Origin of the sequence: Lysinibacillus sp. 1 U-2021 (assembly GCF_029916965.1) — a bacterium.
Lineage (GTDB): Bacteria > Bacillota > Bacilli > Bacillales_A > Planococcaceae > Lysinibacillus > Lysinibacillus capsici.
Genome location: NZ_CP123966.1, coordinates 3,719,896 through 3,740,023 on the forward strand (window position 1 = coordinate 3,719,896; position 20,128 = coordinate 3,740,023).

Here is a 20,128-nt window from a genome sequence, read left to right on the forward strand (position 1 = left end):
CCCTCTTTTATATTTGAGGTGAAATTATGCTTGAAATTGAAAATTATATTTTGGATGCTATTGAAATTCTTTTAGATAAAAAGTTGAGCGACTTGAAATTTAATTATTTTATCGAAGCTATAATATTAGAAAATGAAGAAAATGGTAAATATAAAATTGAATATAATGAACGTATTTATTCGAGTATCAAAGCTAAAGAAGGATTATCTCTTACTATTGGTGACATTGTTTTTGTATGTGTAGTAAACGGTGATTTTAGCAACAAATATATAGAATGTAAAAGACCATAAGAAAGGAGTGAATGATTATTTTACTTACTCCAACATTATATCAAGTTAAACCTTTCCCTCCTACAGAAGATGTTGATTTCTCTTTTTCATATACTGGAGGAGATCAAGCAGTTAGAAATAATTTAGTTATTTATCGACTAACTGATAATAAAAAAGTTTATGACCAAACAATTGATTCATTTTCTCTTAAACACAAATTACCTACTAATACTTTAGTTTCAGGTGTGGCATATAAGTGTCAATTAAGAGTCGGTAATATTAATAATCAATTTAGTCAGTTCAGTAATTGGGTATTTTTCTGGGTGTTAGAAAATCCAGTAATTACAATTGATAATATTGATTATGCCAATTATAACCGTGTATATAATCAAACTGTTACATTTTCGGCTACTTATACACATAGTAATGATGAAAAATTACAGTCATTTAGATACATTCTTTATGACAATAACAAATCATTAATCTCATCATTTAGTGAAGGATTTTCGGATGGAGCTTATCCACTTACTCAAGAAATTACAGGTTTAACAAACGAAGTTGATTACTATATTGAAGTGAGAACTATTTCACAAAACCAACAAGAATACTCTACAGGTTTAATAAAATTCACCCCATTTTATATTACACCAAAACTTACATCTGCAATTACTGTAGAAAACCTGAGTATCGAAGGTGCTGTAAAAGTTCATGCAAATATAATTCAAATTATTGCTAAATTATACGATAACTTCGGAAACGAAATTGTAAGAAATAATGTGCAATATGTTGATGATGATAAAATAGACTTAAATAGATTAGATTACGGGAAATTGGTAATTGATGAAGGCTTTAAAATCGAAAATGATGATTTTGTATTGAAACTTTGGTGTGAAAATATTCCCGATGATAAGGTATTTTTAACCCTGTATTCAAATTTTGGAAAAATAGAATTAATAAAATACAATGATAAAATTCATGCATTTAGTCATGTGTATAATGTAAGACATCCAGCGCATTTTGTAAGTAATGAATTAGTAGTTCTTCCAAATCAGCAATTTATGATATATATGAAATCACAGTATCAATTACTCGATTTGAAAATATTATTAACGTAAAGGATGGGATTTTTATTATAATCGGAATGTCTTTTTTAGGATTCGAGGATGGATGTGTTTTTGAAACCTTTAATTCTCATCAAAATTATCATTCAATAAATGTAAACTTTGGGCTAATAGATCAATTACTTATTGACGGTGATTTGAATACTAGCGATACAATAGAAAAAACAAATAATTTTACATATGATACAGTTATTAATGGTAATTTACAAAACAACTTAGAATTTGGCAGTCTTAATAATAATGGTGTGGAGATTTCTAAATTACGCTTTCAAAAACGGAAAGTTGACGAGCAGTTTTGGGTGGATGTTTCTGAACTAAATTATGAAATAAATACAAAAAAATACTACGAAACAGTTGATAAGTATGTAGCAAATGATTTTGAGTACGAATATTCTTTAATTCCAATTGCAAATGAAGTGACTGGAAATCGAATAATCTCTAACCGCATTAAAGTTGATTTTGATGGTTATTTCATTTCTGACAAAGATAATAATTATCGTATCTTTTATGGTGCTCAGATGGGTAATATTGAACATGTTTCCCCTTCTACAGTCTTTGAACCATTAAACAGTAAGTATCCTGTAGTTTCTTATGGTCAACTAGATTATAGGAAAGCTTCGCTATCTGGAACGATCTTATCCTCATCTACTATAAAAAATGACTTCCCTGACATTAAATCACAAAAATTAGAAAAGCAGCAGTTATTGTATTTCCTCAAGTCAAAGCGCCCTAAAGTATTTAGAGGGATGGATGGAGAGATCATGTTAATTCAGATTACAGATAATCCAGTTGAAGAAACAAATAATGATGCTATTGGTATTGCCAATGTATCGTTCTCATTTATAGAAATTGGGGATATGGAATCCAACACTCTAAAAATTAACGGAATGTTAGAAGGGTTAGATGAGTCGTGATTAAACAAGAACAGTATAATATACTACAACGTTCATCAAGAATCTTACATATTAAATTGGAGCTATTAAATAAGAATGATATTGTGATTAATATACTTCAAGGATATTCGATATCAGGAAGTATAAATATATCTGCTGAGTCTACATATAGACGAAATGGCAGTTTATCGATGTACATTAAAGATAATAACTTACTACCTAGACCAGAATCCAATATTTGGTTTAACAGAAAAGTTAGAGTTTTTACTGGTCTTGAAGATTATGACGGAGAAATCGTATGGTTCAAGCAAGGTGAATTCTTAATACAAAATGCAGACTTAAGTAAAACGTTGTCAGATAGAACTATAAACTTTGATTTGAGTGACAAAATGGCTTCTATTGATGGTTCACAAGGTGGAACTCTATCGCATGAATTAGAGATATTACCAGAAGGAATAACTGTATCTGAAGCTATTAGATCTTCATTAAAAGGGCTAGCTAAAGTATCTGTTGATGACATAAAAATTACCGATGTCGACTTACTTGTACCTTATGAAATAAATATGCAACCTAATTCTTCTGTTTATGAACTAGTAGATACATTGAGGAAGTTATATATGGATATTGATTTTTATGTAAATTTGGATGGATACTATATTGTAGAACGAATTAAAAACAGACATTTCGACCCTGTCGTTTGGGATTTCTCTCGACAAAATATGAATCTTGTCATTTCTAATTCTACTAAAATCAATTTTGATAATGTTAAAAATAGTGTTTATATTTGGGGTAGAAAAAATACTTTAGGAGAAACAATCAAGTGGGTTTATAAAAATAAATACATAAGAGATACAACGAGTGAACGAGATAACATTAAAAATCAAGAGAAAGGCGACATTTGCACAATTAAATCAAGTCTTCAATCATTCTTTTGGGATGGTGAATGGAAAGAACTTTCTTTTACAGTTAATCCAGAATTCTCAATTGATCTTATTGGCGAACGTATATGCAGTATCACAGAAGATAAAATTGCCACAATTGAACAAGCTGCATTGAGGGCAGAATACGAATTAAAAATAAGTGATAATTTAAGTGAAACTATAGATTTCACATGTGTACCTATATATGGTTTAGATGTTAATGAAAAAATTAAAATGTATGATGAGGATATTGGCATTAATGGATATTATCTTACAAAAAGCGTATCACTCCCTCTGTCTCACGATGGGGCTATGAGTATAAGTGCAATTAAATTATATTAATAAAATTTATATAGAAAATATCTTTTCCCTATTCAAAAAGGAGGAATATTAATTGGCATATAAAAGAAGTAACTTTCCAGACTCGTATTTGGAACTACCTGAGCTATATGATCTTTCGCCAAGTTTAATCACTAAGGCAGAAGAATATAAAAATTTACTAATTAAACCCAATAAAAATTCAGTAGAAATAGAAAGATTTAATCAATTAAAAGTAGAGCTACAAAATTATACAATCAGTCCTGAATGGATAAATACTTTGGGTGATGAAATAACGGCTACACAGAAATATTTTGTAGAAAATACAACTGACTACATAGAACAATTAAAAATTGAAACTAAAAGCTATACAGAATCTAAAAAAGTAGAATTTCAGGCGGAAGTAGATAAGTTTAATCTGGTAGGAAATTACTCTCCCACGGTTCAATACTACAAAAAGAATATGGTTAAATTTAATGGTCAAATTTATTTATGTATTAAAGATAATTATAATAACTCTCCTTTAGACAATAATGATAATGAATTCTGGATTCTTCAATCAAAAAAGGGTGATAAAGGAGATCAGGGTGTTGCTGGAGTAGGGTTAACTTTTAAAAGTGAGTACTCGCCCAACATTACTTACAATCCAGATGAAGCAGTACAATATAACGGAAGTGTTTATTACTGTATATCTACAGTAGTTGGTGAAACTCCTTCAGAGAATGGAACATCGTGGCGACTGTTTTTAGCAAGAAGTGGAATAGTTGTTTCCTCTACTCCACCATCTTCTCCAATTGATAAAATGGTGTGGGTTGATTCTAATATTAATAAATTTAAATATTATAATGCTAGTACTTCTTCATGGATAGCTTTGAACGCAGATAACGCAGATAAATTAGGTGGGAAAACTTTATCTCAAATTGAGGATGACTATATAAGTAAAATTACAAATCATGAAGCTATTTTAGCTTCAACAACCACAATTGGACATACTCAATTAAATGATACCGTAACGAGTACGAGTAAATCGCAAGCAGCTACAGCAAATGCAGTTAAGACAGCTTATGATAAATCGGTGAGTGCTGAAAATAAAGTTAATATACATATTGATGACAGTACATCACATGTAAGGTACGGTATTGCGAGTGGTACTAACGCTAAAGTAATTACTATAACGCCTATTCCAACTTCTTATATCGATGGTATGGCAATAGCATTTAAAAATTTATCTGCTAATACAGGAGCTGTCACTTTGAATGTTAATAACTTAGGGGCAAAAAACATACTTGATTCTAAAGGAACAGCATTAGCAAGTGGTAAATTATTGGTAAATAGTATTTACACTGTACGTTATAATGGTGCAAATTTTATCTTACAGGGTGAAGGAGGGGATGCAAGTACGGGAGATGAAATAAGCAAATTTAAAACCGTTATAAAAAACACTGTAACATCACCAACTTTTAGCAATGATTCGATAACAAGTATGGTGTATAACAAAGACCGTGAAGAGGTTTATATAACTTATAACCTATCATCTAGTGGTAATTATTTAGTTACTTTTGACGCAAATACTTTAGCTAGGAAAACATTAATTAATTTAGGTTCTTATATGGCTACTCGAATAATGTTTGATGAGGCAAACATTTATTTCAGTCAGGGTAGTTCTGCTTCAAATAACAATTTAAAGAGAGTTGCACATGGTACTACAGCACCTATTAATACGGTGTTTACTTCCACAAATAACTATGATGGTTCATATTGGCTAGAGGGGGATAAAATCGTAGTTTGTATTTCAAATACTATAAGGCTTGTTAATAAAAGTGACCTCAGTAATATTTGGACAACCCCTGTCAATTTCGCAAGATGTGTATGTATTACAGACGGTTTTGTCTATGCTGCTACAATACAAAATGAAGTTTGGGGTATAACAAAATTTAATATGCTTGATGGAGCAGTAATATCTCATTTCCCATTGATTTACGTTATACCAAACGTTATCATACCATTCAAAAACACGCTAACATTAAGAGGCATTAAGATGGGTGGCGGTTCATTGGATATAACACATATTAGTACTATGAGTAAGAGTTCTGGTATTGAATATGCTGTAGAACAAGTGGTTAGTAATCTTAAATCTGAAACACCTAACAGTGGTGGATGGGTTTATATAACAGGAAGATTTGTTTCTTATGATAATAAATTGCAATCAGGTTATGGAGATTCAGTATTTGTAGCAGGAGATGAAACAAAACTCTTTGTAGTTGATGCTTTAAATCGTTCGGTAATTAAGCGTTTTGATATAGTAGCAGTTGTAACATGATTTATAGGAGGTGTTGATATGTTATTATTTTGCGAAGATGATAACAACGTTGGTAGAGTTACATCAATAATACACGATTATTCAGATTTCAGCGAAGAAAGGATAGCTGAAGGTGTTATTGTGGATTCATTGCCAGAACCAGAAGTAATTGATGGTAATTATGCCATATTATGCGTGAATTTAGATTCAAAAGAAGTTTATTATAAATATGTTGATGAAGAGGTAGTAACTGAACCTGTAACTAATCAGGAGTTGATCGATGCACTAGGTATAGCTCTATTAGAAAATGCAGAAAATAAATTACGTATTTCTACCTTGGAAAGTACGCAAGGTGAGTTGTTAATGGAAATTGCAATGTTAAAATTGAATGGAGGAATGCCTAATGTGGTATAAAACAGTAAAGATGTATTATGATAATGGACATCCTTCTTATAATAATGAAAGTATCAAAGTATTCGTAAAAGCAAAAATGATTACAGTTGAAGAGTATGAATTGATAACTAAAATTAGTTACGAAAATGAAGCGTAAGCTAGTGTTAATTTTTATAAAAGACATATATTATTTAAATCAAAATGTATATTAATACAAAAATAACGAATAAAATATGCATAAGTACACACAAATTGCATGAAAATACAAATAACTTTAGAGTAGGCGTGAGTTAAGCTCCCCTACTCTTTTACTATTTTAGAAAAGTCGGTGATTAAATTGAGTAATGAAATGTATGGAGAAAGATTAACTAGAGTTGAAGTCATCATAGAAGATCATAAAGATGAAATTAATCGTTTAAAGGATGACAACGTTGCTCTCCATCGTTTAACAGCAAATCAGGAAACTTTAATGGGATTAGTTAAAGACAATCAATTACAGATGAAAGAGTTCTCAAGTACCCTAACAAGCATTAATTCAAATTTAACAAATCTAAATACCTCTTCAGATGAAATGAGAGAAGATTTAAATAGTCTCGAAAATGAATTAAAAGATGTAAGAGAAAATAACAACCAAAATAGCAATAGAGGTAAGTTTGATGTAATTGAATTTCTTTCAAAAGATGTACCTAAATATATTGGAATTGCCATTTTAGCTGCTTTATTGGCTTACATAGGGTTAAAGTAAATACATAAAAAGGAGTGATGAAGTATGAAACAAAAGCTTTCAGCACTAATCGAAGTAAGAAAACTGATCGCTTTATCGATTGTATTATTATTTGTTGTACTTTCTCTTATGGGTACTTTAGAAACTAACTTCATCCAAACTGTAGTAATAAGTGTTATTTCATTTTATTTTGGTAAAACATCAAATATCAAAGAGTGACTTAGGAGGAATAATTTGATGGTTAATTTTATCTGTCCAGTACTAAATGCTCGATTAACCTCCTCTTTTGGATGGCGAAACATAGGTCGAGGTAAGGAATGGCATCAAGGAGTCGATTTAGCATCTCCAATAGCAGGTTTAAAAGTTCCTATTTATGCTAGTGCAAGTGGTGAAGTTGTTTGGTCTGCTCCATTAAGTACATATGGTAACTCTGTACGTGTATTACATAAAATTGACGGAAAAACTTTTGAAACCAATTATGCACACTTAGATAGAATAATGGTTAAAAAAGGACAAGTAGTCAAGCAAGGACAACGAATTGGAGTTATGGGTAATACTGGTGGATCGTTTGGTATACACTTACATTTTGAAATACATGAAGGACGTTATGCTCCTTCACAACCAAATGCAGTAAATCCTATGAAATATATTTCACTACTAAATTCTATTCAAGAAAATGGAGATGAGCTTACTATGTCACAGTACAATGAACTCAAGAATATGATCACTGAACTTCAAAAAGAAAATACAGAACTCAAGAAACAATTAGAAAATAAATTGGATAAACAAAAAGTAAGACAACCATTAGAATGTCATAAAGATGACTGGTCTTGGTTTAAAGCTAATGGTATTTCTGACGGTACAAATCCGCAAGATTTTGTTACTCGTGAACAGTTAGCAACAATAACGCATCGTATGGATAAATTCAATACAAAGAAATTTAAAAAGTAGTTAATAATACACATGTTATAAAGATGAATGAACATCATTCATCAAATAAATCAGATTTACATCATTTTATAAATCCCTAACAGAATTCAACCTCTGTATAGGGATTTATGTTTTCTTTATTTATGTTGCAATTCAACTTCTCCAATTTTTCAGTTCCTCTTCTTCAATTATAAGACTATATCCTGACTGTTTAGTTTTAGGAGCTTCTAACCAACCCTCTTCAACCAACTCTTTCATTAAATCATTCAGTTTATTTATATTTATTTTCATTAAATTACGTAAGGGCGACACTCTTGTTTCTTTAGTATTAGCTATAATTTTCTTTAACCTATCCAATTCACTTTCTTCAACAACTTCCTCCACTATAGGTAAGTCAATATTTACTTTCCTTTGGGTAATTTTGCTTGCTATTCTTCTTATCAATTTACTTTCTAACCCTTCATCATTTGGATCATCAACAATTAAACAACCTTGAAATCTGATATGTTCCTCCATTTGACCCTCAAAACACATTGTTCCATCTCCATTACCTAACAGTTCATATGGTGGTTTAGTATTTAAGAAAGTCAAATAAGTACGTGTGTTCGTACAATAAAATCCTATTTTACTTGGCAAGTTACTTTTAATTAATGATGGAATTACATCTACGCTTGGTCTTTGTGTGGCGATAATCAAATGAATCCCTGCTGCTCTAGCTAATTGAGTTAAACTTGTTACATGATCATGTACTCTACTGTCTCTAATACTTAATTCAGCATACTCATCTATAACACAAACAATATATGGTAACTTATTAATCGATTGCTTATTGTAAAGAGCAATATTTTTCACATTACTTTTCTTAAATAACTCATATCTACGATTCATTTCATTGATTAATTGATTTAACAAACTGATTCCTTCATTAGCATTAGTAACGACAGATTGAACATGTGGGAAACCTTCAAATACTGTAAGCTCGACTTGCTTGATATCGATCATATAGAATTGCACATCTGATGGATTTTTAGTTGTTAAAAGTGTCAATATTAATTGATTTAACCATACCGATTTTCCTGAACCAGTTGTACCTGCAACCAATAAGTGTTTAATTTTACTTATACATGAGTATATAGGCTCTCCAACTTCATTTACACCAACTAAAAATGCGAGTGGGTTTTCCTTAGAATACTGCCTGAATTCATCTGTATCAATGTAATTCCTCAACAACACCTTCTGTCTTTTCTCTAAAGGTAATAGCACGTCAATTTCTCGTATTCCATCCCCTTGTTTTAATTGTAGGTGTTTAACTCCCATTTTCATCTGAATATCTTTAACCGCATTATCCTTATTTAATTCTGAAAATCTTAACTCATTAGGTAAATCAAATGTAAGTCTCATTAGAGTAGAACCTGTTCTAGATTGTTTCAGTTTTATTTCTCTATTAAATTTAAACTTCTTATCTTCCTTCAATGCAGTAATAAATTTCTCAGCTATTTGTTTTCCATTTACCTCTGATAAACTATTTCCAAGTGGTAGTAATTTTATTAGGCTATTGTTTGTCGATGTATTTACTAATGGATGTTCTACTGAATTTAATTTTTCTACTTTCAATTCCTCATTAATCACTACAAGTGGTAAAAGCTCTGAAGTTGATAATACAGAATGTTTGCTGTTGTAATCCAATCTTCGATTTAAAATATTATCAATCAATTCTAATGGAGTATCTGTACTTATTGACCATCGATTAGTGTATGAATATTTATTAATTTTATTTTCTATTATTTGTATCAGTTTACTATACTCTTTCTTATTTCCTCCACTCATCACAAACCTTATATTGAAACGGTATCCATTCTCTTCTAACTTCTTTTCTATCTCTTCAATTTCTGAATGCTTATTTTCCCACCGTAATAGATTATCTAGTTTATTATTAATACCACGTTGAATTTTTCTAAGGAAGCCATAATTAGAAGGATTCTGAACACCATTCAAATAATCCTCGTATTGATCTTGTAGTCTCACTTTCCAATTGTCTTGTCTGTATACAAGCAAAATTTGGTACATGAGATTAATATGTTTAGGACATGTAGAGCAAATTATTTTCCAAAAGGATTCATCAATATTCATTTCTAGAGGAAATAATGAATTCTTGGTTGTATATAGTTCGTAACAAGTCATATTCTCAATTTTTGGATTTAATTTATACTGGAGATTTACCTCGTCTACTCTATCCCAATCAACTTTGTAATTTGGTGGAGAAAAGAATGTAAAACACTCCTTATTGGAAATCCTAAACGCTTCTAATCCAAACACTCCATCAATGAAGGAATTTGACAACATATCTTTTACAGTATTTTTGCTTAAAGAAGTTATGTTGTAATTACTGTACTTTTCATTGGAAGTAATACTTGGATTTATCAGTCGCTTCAAACTCATCTAGATTTCACACCCCTTACAGTATTTCTATTGTTTAATTTAAATTTCTTCTTAATCATAGTTACTGGTCTAACAACATTGAAAGCACCATTCCACATTGAAGTAACATCTTCTCCCCTATCAATATATCTAAATAAGAAATTAGGAGGCGTATTCATTCTCCACAGACCGCCTATCACAATTCCTAATTGAATTAAAACATCCCATGAATCATTAGTTAGTTTCGTACCAAATAATAAAGTTCCAATTAGCAGTAAGAATATTGCATAAACAACTTGAACAAAGGCGCACTTTTTGATGTGTTCTCTCCACATAATGAACCAGTGTTCTTGTGATGCAAATACCCAACATGCTAATGCTAATGGTGTCATAACACCCAAAGCAAGGAGATCAAACCATCTTCTAAAATTCTGTAAAAGTATAGGGATAAGCATAGTAATTAATGCAATATCAAATCCGATAAAACCGAATACCTGAAGTAACGATACATCGTTAATTGATAGTTGGCTCATACCTTTTTCCATTTGAAACTTTCCGAAATTAATTATTATGTCAGTTAGTTTATTTAAGCCTTTAAATAGGTAATAAAACGCACTAGGAGCAATTGCAGAACCTAGTACAACAAGAGGAATTCTTTTGGATATTCGCTTTAGATCAGTAGGTTTTCTATTTTCTATTAAATCACCAGACATCAATTTTAAACCTTCGAACATTGAAAGTATTATGGATGCTGCTATAGATAATCCAGTGAAAGTTAAGATATTTCCTTTAAACCATTCGGTATTAAATAAAAGTGAAGGTGTATGTAGAACCACTTTAGTTAATGTCTCGTAAACCCAAAACATTACATCAGTTGATAGTTCAGTTATGTTCTGTTTTATGTTCTTAAACCAATCAAATATTTTGTATATGGTATCTATGATTGAACTTACCTTTGCTTGGGTTTCTTTGGGTATAGGATTAAACTTGTCGTACCAAGCAGCAGATGCTTTTAATTGAAATGTAGTTAAAGCTCCAAATGGCACAGATAATGTTAAAAGAATGCATCTAAGCCACGGACGTTTTTGAAGATAAAAGCTGTTAGAGTTGTTAGGATTAGAATAATTACTGGAGCTAATAATACTTGACCGAATCCTTTTATTACGTTCACTGACCATTCCCTTGCTTTTCTTTCGTTGCCAATCATTCTGTATATTCCTGCTCCCATTAGAAACAGAATTGCTAATGCAACTGAAACTGTCCCGAAAGCTAAGATTAATTGTTTCAGAATGTCTATGATTTCTGGAGGTAATAATTCGATTCCGTGGGATTTCTCTAACAATGGAAAGTTGGTCATTTCTTGAGCATGAGTTATATTTGTTGGTATAAGTATCGGTATTATCAATAGGGATAACCTTTTTAGTTTTGTATAAAATCGATGTTGCGCTTTCTTTGGTAACAGGTTCACCTCCTTTGTTAACTCTTCTATAAAAGGTATGAACTGATCTTTTTTATTTCTTTCTGTTTTTAATTCATCTAAACCTTTATTGTTTATTGTCATTTGACGAATTCCATTATTGTAATGGTAATTTGCTATTAGACTTGTCATCTTTCTTACCTCCTCCATGATACCAATTCAAAATAGAAGACATTCCTATAAAACCACCTAAAGCAATTCCTATTTGACCTAATAAGACAACAATTCCACTCACAATATTCCTCCTTTTAAAATGTATTAAATAAATTAAAATGGACAGATTGATAACAAAGCTTAAAAAGGAGCTGCGCTAATATGGGTATATTCTTTAATGATTGGCTACATCGTCCACAATCCGATTGGAAAGTAAATCTAGATAGTTGTGATCCTAGAGTTTTTCGTGAATTAAAAATGGAAAGAAAAGAAGTTGAAGAGATTTTAGAAATTCTTGATGAGTTTGGAGTATTTGAAAAAGTACAATACGAAGAATGATATTAATTATGTATTTGTGTAATTTCCCTGTTGAGTTTTCTGCTTATTATCGGTGACAATGTGTTAATTCCTGTGATAATTAAGCTAATTCTTAGCGATAATTTGATTATTTGATAATTAGCTCCTCATCCTCTAACTGTTCAATGCCATATTATCTCAAATAAATTGAAAATATACCTTAACTTTTAAAAACAGTTTTGATGTTTCTTTTGATAAGTCTCATTGCATTATTGTAATGGGATTTTTTAGTTTAAAAAAGTTTTAAATTCTTTTGAACTTAATCGTAATTTATGTAGGTAGGTTAAAAATAATTACTAATAAATAAAAATTATTTTAAATAATATTAAACATATACCCTTCCAATTTGACATAAGTATTATATATGGAGGGAGTGATATGTCTTGGCTATAGTCAGATCAGAACAAGAAGCTGAACGTATAATAGAAGAACTTTTACAAAAAGGAAAAGGAAAGTACATCACTCAAAGCGTTTTATTTAAAAAGGACAGTCCCCAACAATTAGAATTATTGAAAAATGTATTGATGAGGACAACCTCTTTTGGAGAATACACTCGTAAGGCATTAATTGAATATCTTGAAACAGAAAATAAATAATGAAAAGAAACCATCAAAAATCTCTAATTATGGGATAAAAGATGGTTTTTATTTGTGTTTTTATTACTTTTAATAAAATCCCCATTTTATATAAATTTAATGACTTTAAAACCCAATGTTTACAAGGGTTTCTAAATCAAAAAAGTTTAAAACATCTCAAATATCTTTAAAATTTTACTCATTTTTATAAATCAGAGTCATATGCTAAATTAACATCAACAAATTGAGCGAAAGGGGATTTTATTGAATAACACAGTTGTAGGTGTAGTTGCAATTGATGATGGAGGCAATTCAACATGCGTGGTAACAAAGGACGTGAAAGAAAGCTTCCCTAGTGTAAAAGGATACTATGGTAAAAGAAACTTAACTGAAATAACACATAAACATGATTTTATAGTTGATTATAAAGGACAGAAATATGTCGCAGGAATGTTAGCTAAGTATGATTGCACCATGCCTTTACAGATGCATACCGAAACAAAACAGCATGATTTTTATGACTTGTCCGTATTAATTGCGCTTCATCGGTATGGTTATCCTGCTAACAACATTGTGGTTTCAGTTCCAATAAAGAGTTATTCATTAGAAGAAAGAGATGGTCGATTACAAAGATTAAAAGGATCACATACAATTTCTATAAATGGTGTAAGTAAAACCTTCTCCATTAATGATGTAAAAGTTGCACCTGAAACTGCTTCAGCATTTTTCATAAATGAACCTAATGGAAAGACACGTTACATTGATTTTGGTTCAAGGACTATCGGGGCTGCGACAACTATAAAAGAAGGTGATGTAATCAGATTTATTGATACTGAAAGTGATACTTTCTTTGGAAAAGGTTTAGAAGCATTAGATGGAAATTATAGCCCTAAGGGTTTGGCTGACTATGTATGTGGGATGTTATCTAAAATGTGGAATAAACATGATATTGTTTATCTTCTTGGTGGAGGAGCATTGGATACTCAATTAGTCACTTATGTTAAAGAATTCTTTCCAAATGCAGAAGTAATGGAAAATCCTAAAATGTGCAATGCTATTGGTATGTATAATTCTGGGAGGTCAGCATATGGGATATCTTAGATCAGAAGAAGAAGTCGAAGCAATGATTATTGAAATGAAGAGAAAGTCTAAAGGTAAATACATTACTCAAGCTGTGACATTTAGTAAAGAAAGTGAGCGTCAAATGGAGTTATTGAAATTTGCATTAATGCATTCAACATCTTTCAGTGGATTTGGAAAAGAGCTGATTGCCGAAAAGTACGAAAGTGAAACTAAGCCTCAAGCAAATAAGAACTCCTTATCTATTTATAAGCATACAGAAAAAGTGGAAAAGAAAAATACAGGTAACTTTCTTTTATAGATTTAAAATATGATAATAATTTAATTAAGTGTGGAATAATTATTTTAGAAATGGTATTATGACAGAGGTTTAACGGTTAACTTAACTGTAATACTAGGTCATAACCAATTTAAATCCCTATCTTGAAACATTTAGATAGGGATTTTCTTATTTTATTGCATAAAAGTTTCATAACTATCATCATTGTTTGCAAGCATTAGCATTAACTTAATTCTTGCTTTCTTTGCGTCAAAATCCCCACCCATAATAACACCAATCTCTTTAAGATTATTTGCGCTACCATAGTAATCATAAGAAGGAAATACTCTACCCTCTTCAGTGGAAGTTGTGAGTACAATTTTAACATTTTTCGCAAGTAGCTTTTCGATTGATTTTGTCATACTTGGAGTTATTTGACCTCTACCAGATCCAACTAAAACTATACCATCTATGTCCGAAGTATATAATGCGTCTAATAAAAACCCCGTACATCCTAAATAAGCGTTAACGATTTCCACATTTGGATATGTTTGTTTTATGTCATAGCATTCTCTTTTAGTTGGCTTTTGATAAATTACAACCTCATCATTATCAATGAATCCCAATCTACCATAACCTATAGAGCCAAATCCATTTATACTTGAAGAGTGGATTTTCTTCACATATTTTGAATGGAAAATTTCATCATTGAAAACAACTACCGTACCAAAATTGTTTGCATTTTCATTTGATGCGACAAGAATAGAATTTCTCAAATTTGAATAAACGTCAGTTCCAATATCTTCAGGAGATTTTTGAGAACCTGTAACAACAATTGGTCTAGTGTCATTAGTTGTTAATTCTAAGAAATAGGCAGTCTCTTCTAATGAGTCTGTACCATGAGTAACCACTATACCATTCACTGATTCATCTTTTAATTGCTCATTTATAGTTTGTGTTAAAGTATTAAGATTGTCGAATGACATATGCATTGATGGCAAATGTAACAAGTCAATTAATACTATTTCAATATCATTTTCTAAATTACACATTGATAGAATTTCATTTCCATCCAATACTCCAGATTCTAATTTACCTGAAGTGTTTCTTTTACTAGCTATCGTTCCTCCAGTTGTGATCAATACTACTTTTTTTGTCATTTTTATTTCACCTCACTAGTATTATATAGTATAAGTACGTCTATATCACCTTATATTTTATGTATTGTGGATAACTTTTTGAATGTTACCCACATCGTATAGATCCTTATATATCAACGTTTGTAGGGGATAGACTAACTGCACCTTTTTAAATACATATGAATTACCGTATATACAAGTTCTGTAAATACTTTCCAATCTCCGCAATATGGACCGATTGGCCTTATTACAAAATCCAGAATCTTATTCCATCACGCACCAATTCGTCGACAATATGTAGATGTTAACAATTTACCTAAGCGTGTCGCAATGCTAAAAGTGTACGCTGGAATGGAAGAAGATTTATTGGATGTCGTGCTTGCATGTAAATATGATGGTGTTGTGCTAGAAGGACTAGGTCAAGGGAATGTCCCGCCATCTGTTGTAAAGGGAATTGAAAGCCTTATACAGCGAGACATCCCAGTTGTACTTGTTTCCCGCTGCTTTAATGGAATTGCAGAAGGTGTTTATGGCTATATGGGCGGCGGTAAAATGCTAGAAGACTTAGGGGCCATATTCGCCACAGGTATTAATGGTCAAAAGGCACGCTTAAAATTATTAATTGGCCTTAACACAACTGGCTCGCCTTTAAATTTAAAGGACTTTTTCCTGTAACGTTAAAGTCTCGATCACCTGTTCATAATAGCCCAGTATCTCGCTAAGTCGAGCAAAAGCCTCATCAAAATCTGGTTGTATCACAGAAAATTGAATGAAATTCTTTTGGCGTAAATACTGGCTTTCACCATGAACAAATAGCCCGTTTAATGCTAAATCAATAAGTAGGTTTGCATAATTATTAGGCAATTGAACCGTTATCAGCATCGGATATTGAATTGTTGGATATTGAAATTGCATGATTGGTAACTGCAGCAGTGATTGAAAGCGTTGCTGTAGCTGCTCATAACGTGCTGGATAGGCTTGCAATGCCATCTCCACATTGCTCAGTAATACAGCAGGTAATGTAAATGGTATGGCACCTTGCTGATAATTTGCTAAATCAAGATAAGCGGGTAGATCGGCAGATGAGGGTGCAAGTGATTGCGAAAATACAAATGCTAGCCCACTTAACGCACCAATAGCCTTACCACTCACAGCCGTAGCTAAATAGCAGTCCTGTAAAGAAAACGGCATGGCACCGAACGAACTAATACAATCTATACATAACTTTACATTGTATTGTTTAGCAAGCTTTTTAAGAATATCTAAGTTATTACAAGTTCCCGTGGAAGTCTCACCATGTACTGCCAACATCCACTGATAAGACCCCGTCTCAAGCTGTGAAGCCAGTTCTTTGTCATCAAATACCGTTCCCCATTCTTTTTCTACCACATCATAATGTAATGACCAACGAGCGGCTTGCTTCTGTAAACGCTCACCGAATTCTCCATTTGTGAGAATAAGCCCTTTTCCTAATTGCTGTGCCTTTAGTTGTGCAAGCATTACTTCATTTGCTAGCGTTCCCGTCCCTACGATTACACCAACATGATTGGACTTCGATAAATGCAGCAACTTCTTCTGCACTCGTTCATAAAGCGCATAAAAAGGTAATGAACGATGTGATAAATCTGAATGAGCAATTGTCTCTAATTGCTTCACCGGCCCAGGATAAAATGTAGAGGGTTCCGTCGTTAGTCTATGTTGTAATGATTGTTCAAATTCATGTCTAGTGAGCACCATCGGTAAAAACATCGCACCCTCTTCCCCGACAGCTGGTGCAAACTGCTTAAAACCCATCTGCTTATATAGTTTTTCCTCTCTCGTTGTACCTGAAATCACTGCCGCAGTATAGCCTTTTTCGTAGGCAAATGTAGTTAAGGCCTGAGTAAGCTTCAATAGAACTCGACCCGTTCGATAACCTTTCTTCACGGAAAGCAAACGAATTTCACAAAGCTTCTCACAATTTTCCTTCGATAAATACTGCTCGACCTTACCAATCTTTTCATCAATAGAAAATGGTCGTTGATCTCTAAACGCCACCATGCCAATTAATTCTGTTTGCTTATAAACAACAACATAGGTATTCTCCTGATGAAATCGGTCTACATTTTTTCGCGATGCATTCACCTCATGCTGAGGAATTTCTTCTACAAATGTTTCATAATTCAATCGAGCAATCGCCTCAAATTCTTCATTTGTCTTGGCAATTTTACACCAATACATTTCCTTCACTTCCCTCTTTTCAATGATTCCTGAATATTAGACATATGCTTAATAAGCATACACACGATTGCCATGATTAAAAGTCCATATGGCTCTAATTTCCCTGCTTGTATAATTGCGGCTATATAAAAAACAAAGCCCCCAACCATGCCAAGTGTCAGACTTCTAGTAAATGCACATATAAGTGCTGTACCAATAATCATCCATAAAAAAAGACTTGGCGATAAGGCGAGACCCACACCAATAAAAGTAGCCACACCTTTCCCTCCATTCCATTTCAGCCAAATCGGAAATAGATGGCCTATTATCACCCATGCAGCTCCGCCAATAACGACCCATTCATCCAATTGCCACATGCGTCCTAATCCGACAACAAGTACACCTTTTAATGAATCGCCAAGAAGAGTCAAAATAAACGCTGTTTTCCCAATCACACTTCCCGCATTACGCGCGCCTAAATTTTTACTACGCTCTTCCTGCAAATTGACACCATATATCTTACCAACGAAATAAGCCGTCAAGATGTTTCCTATTAAATAACTCAAGAGCCAATACAAGCCAATCATTGAGTTGCCTCCTTACTAAAAAGGCTGTATAAGCTACATGCCTATACAGCCTCGATCGTTATTTTTTTCTCTGCTCAATAGTTCGAGCGATACATTCGCCATGGAAACGACCATTTTCAATAAAAATTTCATTGGCATTATTTCCTGCTGCAATAACACCTGCAATGAATAGTCCTTCAACATTGGTTTCCATCGTTTCAGGCGTAACATAAGGACGACCCGTTTCTTCCTCTATGTCCACTCCCATCGCTTTAATAAAGGAGTGATCAGGATGATAGCCAGTCATAGCAAAAACGAAATCATTTTTTACTATTTTCTCTTGACCCTCTACTCCTAAAACAACTTCGTGCTCTCGTATTTCCAATACATTGGTATTAAAAAGCATGTCAACTTCTCCAGTTTTGACTACCCCTTCAAATTCGGGCAATACCCATGGCTTGATGCTTGGAGAGTATTCGCTGCCACGATAGGCTACGGTTACACGAGCACCGGCTTTATTTAATTCTAACGCGGCATCTATCGCTGAATTTTTGCCGCCTATAACTAGAACATCCGTATCAAAAAATTCATGGCCCTCTTTAAAGTAATGGAAAACTTTAGGTAACTGCTCACCATGGATATTTAAATAATTCGGATGATCATAATAACCTGTTGCAATGACAACATAGGGCGTTTCATATATTTCCTTATCGGAGGTAACCGTGAACAAATCATTATTTTTTACAACACTTTGTACTTTTTCGAAGCGATTAACTTGTATATTTTTTAAACGGACGACCTCTCGATAATAGACAAGGGCTTGATTGCGTTTCGGCTTACGTCCTTCAATAATAAATGGTACATCACCAATGGCTAACCGTTCACTCGTACTAAAAAATGTTTGATGTGTAGGGTAATGATAGATGGCATTGACGATATTTCCTTTTTCAATCACAATAGGTTGTAAACCAATATTTTGCAAAGCTATTGCTGCTGCTAAGCCGCATGGGCCTCCTCCAACAATAATTGCATCTGCTTGCTGCATTTCTTGACACTCCAATCGAATTTGAACAGCAAAAATTGCTGCTCCATGCTTTCACATTATCATAGAATAGACGATACTTTTTTATTATACGCCTTCTCACACGTTTTGGTTGTTTATTTACTCGAAATATCAATGTCAATTATATGACATTGGGGCTTTGCACCAAATCGAAAAGGTACTAATGTCGTCCCATAGCCATTGCTTACTAAAGTCATGACACCATCACGCCGACGATAGGAACCATTTGGATGGACACCATATGGGCCGAATCGAATTTGCCCTCCATGTAAATGTCCCCCCATCATTAAATCCGCACGGAACTTAGCCCGAACTTTCGCAAAAACCTCTGGATTATGGGCGATGAAAACAACTAAATCCTGCTCTCCTATCTTTGCAAAAGCTTTTTCAAAACTATATTCTTTAACGGTTGTATCCTCAATAGCACTTAACCAAAAGCTATTTTTAAGCGGAAGCTGTACGGCATCATTGACAATAATTTGAACATGGTATGCCTGTAAAATGTCCTTCAGTCTTTCTTCCCCAATTTCTCTGTCATTATTGCCCCAAATAAAATAGGTTGGTCCAAGGGACGTTAATAATGATAAATTTTCATGAATACGATCAATTGGTGTACGGCTATCCGCAAAATCACCGCCAATAATTACTGCATCAAAATGATGTCCCTGTAACCGTGCAATCATTTTCTTACTTATTTTACGTAAATGAACATCTGAAATAAAAAATAATCGTACCTTCTCCTGTTCACCCTGTAATGAAAGCTGGTGAGACAATACATTATTTTCATGTGCCACCTTCCACATATAAAGTGGAGGGGCGATGACTACCAGAAGACATAGCCCTAAATATAGCATTTTCTCACTTCTCCTTACGACAGCAAAAAGGCGATTCTTCTTAAAAAACGAATCGCCTTTTTGCTAAATCAGACGTACGTTTTGGTGTGAACGTTTGTCTGTAATTTTATACTAGAAAAAC

General features: G+C 32.7%; 24 protein-coding genes. 15 read left to right on the plus strand and 9 right to left on the minus strand.

Going from position 1 to position 20,128, the window contains the following annotated elements; genetic code table 11:
* Positions 1 to 26 precede the first annotated feature (26 nt).
* The 10 genes from QH639_RS19565 (at position 27) to QH639_RS19610 (ending at position 7,888) form a co-directional block, all read left to right on the plus strand.
* Positions 27 to 290 carry a hypothetical protein gene (locus tag QH639_RS19565; protein WP_281115080.1) on the plus strand — a complete coding sequence of 88 codons (264 nt, stop codon included), beginning with the start codon at positions 27 to 29 and terminating at the stop codon, positions 288 to 290.
* A gap of 11 nt (positions 291 to 301) precedes the next feature.
* Positions 302 to 1,384, plus strand: a complete 1,083-nt coding sequence (locus QH639_RS19570; RefSeq protein ID WP_281115081.1) for a hypothetical protein — start codon at positions 302 to 304, stop codon at positions 1,382 to 1,384.
* Positions 1,385 to 1,410: 26 nt separating this feature from the next.
* Positions 1,411 to 2,304, plus strand: coding sequence for a hypothetical protein (locus QH639_RS19575; protein ID WP_281115082.1), 894 nt, complete (start codon positions 1,411 to 1,413; stop codon positions 2,302 to 2,304).
* The gene (locus QH639_RS19580) at positions 2,301 to 3,545 is read left to right on the plus strand and encodes a hypothetical protein (protein ID WP_281115083.1); all 1,245 of its coding nucleotides are present in this window, start codon (positions 2,301 to 2,303) and stop codon (positions 3,543 to 3,545) included. Before QH639_RS19575 ends, QH639_RS19580 begins: the two co-directional genes overlap by 4 nt.
* Positions 3,546 to 3,597: 52 nt before the next feature.
* Entirely contained in the window at positions 3,598 to 5,841 is a 2,244-nt protein-coding gene (locus QH639_RS19585; protein ID WP_281115084.1) for a phage tail protein, read from the plus strand.
* Positions 5,842 to 5,859: 18 nt separating this feature from the next.
* On the plus strand, positions 5,860 to 6,234 hold the full coding sequence (locus tag QH639_RS19590) for a hypothetical protein (RefSeq protein WP_281115085.1): 375 nt from the start codon (positions 5,860 to 5,862) through the stop codon (positions 6,232 to 6,234).
* The gene (locus QH639_RS19595) at positions 6,224 to 6,370 is read left to right on the plus strand and encodes an XkdX family protein (protein ID WP_281115086.1); all 147 of its coding nucleotides are present in this window, start codon (positions 6,224 to 6,226) and stop codon (positions 6,368 to 6,370) included. The genes QH639_RS19590 and QH639_RS19595 overlap by 11 nt, the downstream gene beginning before the upstream one ends.
* A 180-nt stretch (positions 6,371 to 6,550) precedes the next feature.
* Positions 6,551 to 6,958 carry a hypothetical protein gene (locus QH639_RS19600; RefSeq protein WP_281115087.1) on the plus strand — a complete coding sequence of 136 codons (408 nt, stop codon included), beginning with the start codon at positions 6,551 to 6,553 and terminating at the stop codon, positions 6,956 to 6,958.
* A 24-nt stretch (positions 6,959 to 6,982) separates the two neighbouring features.
* Complete coding sequence (locus QH639_RS19605) at positions 6,983 to 7,156, plus strand: hypothetical protein (protein WP_162817401.1); 174 nt, start codon at positions 6,983 to 6,985, stop codon at positions 7,154 to 7,156.
* An 18-nt stretch (positions 7,157 to 7,174) separates the two neighbouring features.
* Positions 7,175 to 7,888, plus strand: coding sequence for a M23 family metallopeptidase (locus tag QH639_RS19610; RefSeq protein ID WP_281115089.1), 714 nt, complete (start codon positions 7,175 to 7,177; stop codon positions 7,886 to 7,888).
* Positions 7,889 to 8,020: 132 nt separating this feature from the next.
* Here QH639_RS19610 and QH639_RS19615 read toward each other — a convergent pair whose 3' ends face one another.
* The 4 genes from QH639_RS19615 to QH639_RS19630 are packed head-to-tail and all read right to left on the minus strand — an operon-like array spanning position 8,021 to position 11,997.
* Positions 8,021 to 10,306: an FtsK/SpoIIIE domain-containing protein gene (locus QH639_RS19615; protein ID WP_281115090.1), complete on the minus strand. Its 2,286-nt coding sequence runs from the start codon at positions 10,304 to 10,306 to the stop codon at positions 8,021 to 8,023.
* Complete coding sequence (locus QH639_RS19620; RefSeq protein ID WP_281115091.1) at positions 10,303 to 11,331, minus strand: hypothetical protein; 1,029 nt, start codon at positions 11,329 to 11,331, stop codon at positions 10,303 to 10,305. Before QH639_RS19620 ends, QH639_RS19615 begins: the two co-directional genes overlap by 4 nt.
* Before the next feature lie 8 nt (positions 11,332 to 11,339).
* Positions 11,340 to 11,894, minus strand: a complete 555-nt coding sequence (locus tag QH639_RS19625) for a hypothetical protein (protein WP_281115092.1) — start codon at positions 11,892 to 11,894, stop codon at positions 11,340 to 11,342.
* Positions 11,860 to 11,997, minus strand: coding sequence for a hypothetical protein (locus QH639_RS19630; protein WP_281115093.1), 138 nt, complete (start codon positions 11,995 to 11,997; stop codon positions 11,860 to 11,862). Before QH639_RS19630 ends, QH639_RS19625 begins: the two co-directional genes overlap by 35 nt.
* 80 nt (positions 11,998 to 12,077) lie before the next feature.
* On the opposite strand from QH639_RS19630, the gene QH639_RS19635 reads away from it, so the two are divergent.
* From QH639_RS19635 to QH639_RS19650, 4 genes are all read left to right on the plus strand, one after another.
* Positions 12,078 to 12,254 (plus strand): hypothetical protein, encoded by a 177-nt coding sequence (locus QH639_RS19635; protein WP_281115094.1) that lies wholly within the window; start codon positions 12,078 to 12,080, stop codon positions 12,252 to 12,254.
* Positions 12,255 to 12,655: 401 nt separating this feature from the next.
* Positions 12,656 to 12,868, plus strand: a complete 213-nt coding sequence (locus QH639_RS19640; protein ID WP_281115095.1) for a hypothetical protein — start codon at positions 12,656 to 12,658, stop codon at positions 12,866 to 12,868.
* A gap of 243 nt (positions 12,869 to 13,111) precedes the next feature.
* Positions 13,112 to 13,948 (plus strand): ParM/StbA family protein, encoded by an 837-nt coding sequence (locus QH639_RS19645; protein ID WP_281115096.1) that lies wholly within the window; start codon positions 13,112 to 13,114, stop codon positions 13,946 to 13,948.
* Positions 13,935 to 14,228 carry a hypothetical protein gene (locus QH639_RS19650; RefSeq protein ID WP_281115097.1) on the plus strand — a complete coding sequence of 98 codons (294 nt, stop codon included), beginning with the start codon at positions 13,935 to 13,937 and terminating at the stop codon, positions 14,226 to 14,228. The genes QH639_RS19645 and QH639_RS19650 overlap by 14 nt, the downstream gene beginning before the upstream one ends.
* Before the next feature lie 152 nt (positions 14,229 to 14,380).
* On the opposite strand, the gene QH639_RS19655 is transcribed toward QH639_RS19650, so the two are convergent.
* Positions 14,381 to 15,346 (minus strand): asparaginase, encoded by a 966-nt coding sequence (locus QH639_RS19655; RefSeq protein WP_281115098.1) that lies wholly within the window; start codon positions 15,344 to 15,346, stop codon positions 14,381 to 14,383.
* 330 nt (positions 15,347 to 15,676) lie between these two features.
* Between QH639_RS19655 and QH639_RS19660 the strand changes: the two genes are divergently transcribed.
* Positions 15,677 to 16,000 (plus strand): L-asparaginase family protein, encoded by a 324-nt coding sequence (locus QH639_RS19660; protein ID WP_281115099.1) that lies wholly within the window; start codon positions 15,677 to 15,679, stop codon positions 15,998 to 16,000.
* Here the strand turns inward: QH639_RS19660 and QH639_RS19665 are convergent.
* From QH639_RS19665 to QH639_RS19680, 4 genes are all read right to left on the minus strand, one after another.
* The gene (locus QH639_RS19665) at positions 15,980 to 17,545 is read right to left on the minus strand and encodes an aminotransferase class V-fold PLP-dependent enzyme (protein WP_281115100.1); all 1,566 of its coding nucleotides are present in this window, start codon (positions 17,543 to 17,545) and stop codon (positions 15,980 to 15,982) included. The two genes, QH639_RS19660 and QH639_RS19665, sit on opposite strands and share 21 nt — an antisense overlap.
* Before the next feature lie 5 nt (positions 17,546 to 17,550).
* A complete protein-coding gene (locus tag QH639_RS19670) occupies positions 17,551 to 18,111 on the minus strand; it encodes a glycerol-3-phosphate acyltransferase (RefSeq protein WP_237900010.1) in 561 nt (186 codons plus the stop codon).
* Between the two features lie 58 nt (positions 18,112 to 18,169).
* Complete coding sequence (locus QH639_RS19675) at positions 18,170 to 19,135, minus strand: YpdA family putative bacillithiol disulfide reductase (protein WP_281115101.1); 966 nt, start codon at positions 19,133 to 19,135, stop codon at positions 18,170 to 18,172.
* Between the two features lie 113 nt (positions 19,136 to 19,248).
* A complete protein-coding gene (locus QH639_RS19680) occupies positions 19,249 to 20,007 on the minus strand; it encodes a metallophosphoesterase (RefSeq protein ID WP_281115102.1) in 759 nt (252 codons plus the stop codon).
* Between the last annotated feature and the right edge of the window lie 121 nt (positions 20,008 to 20,128).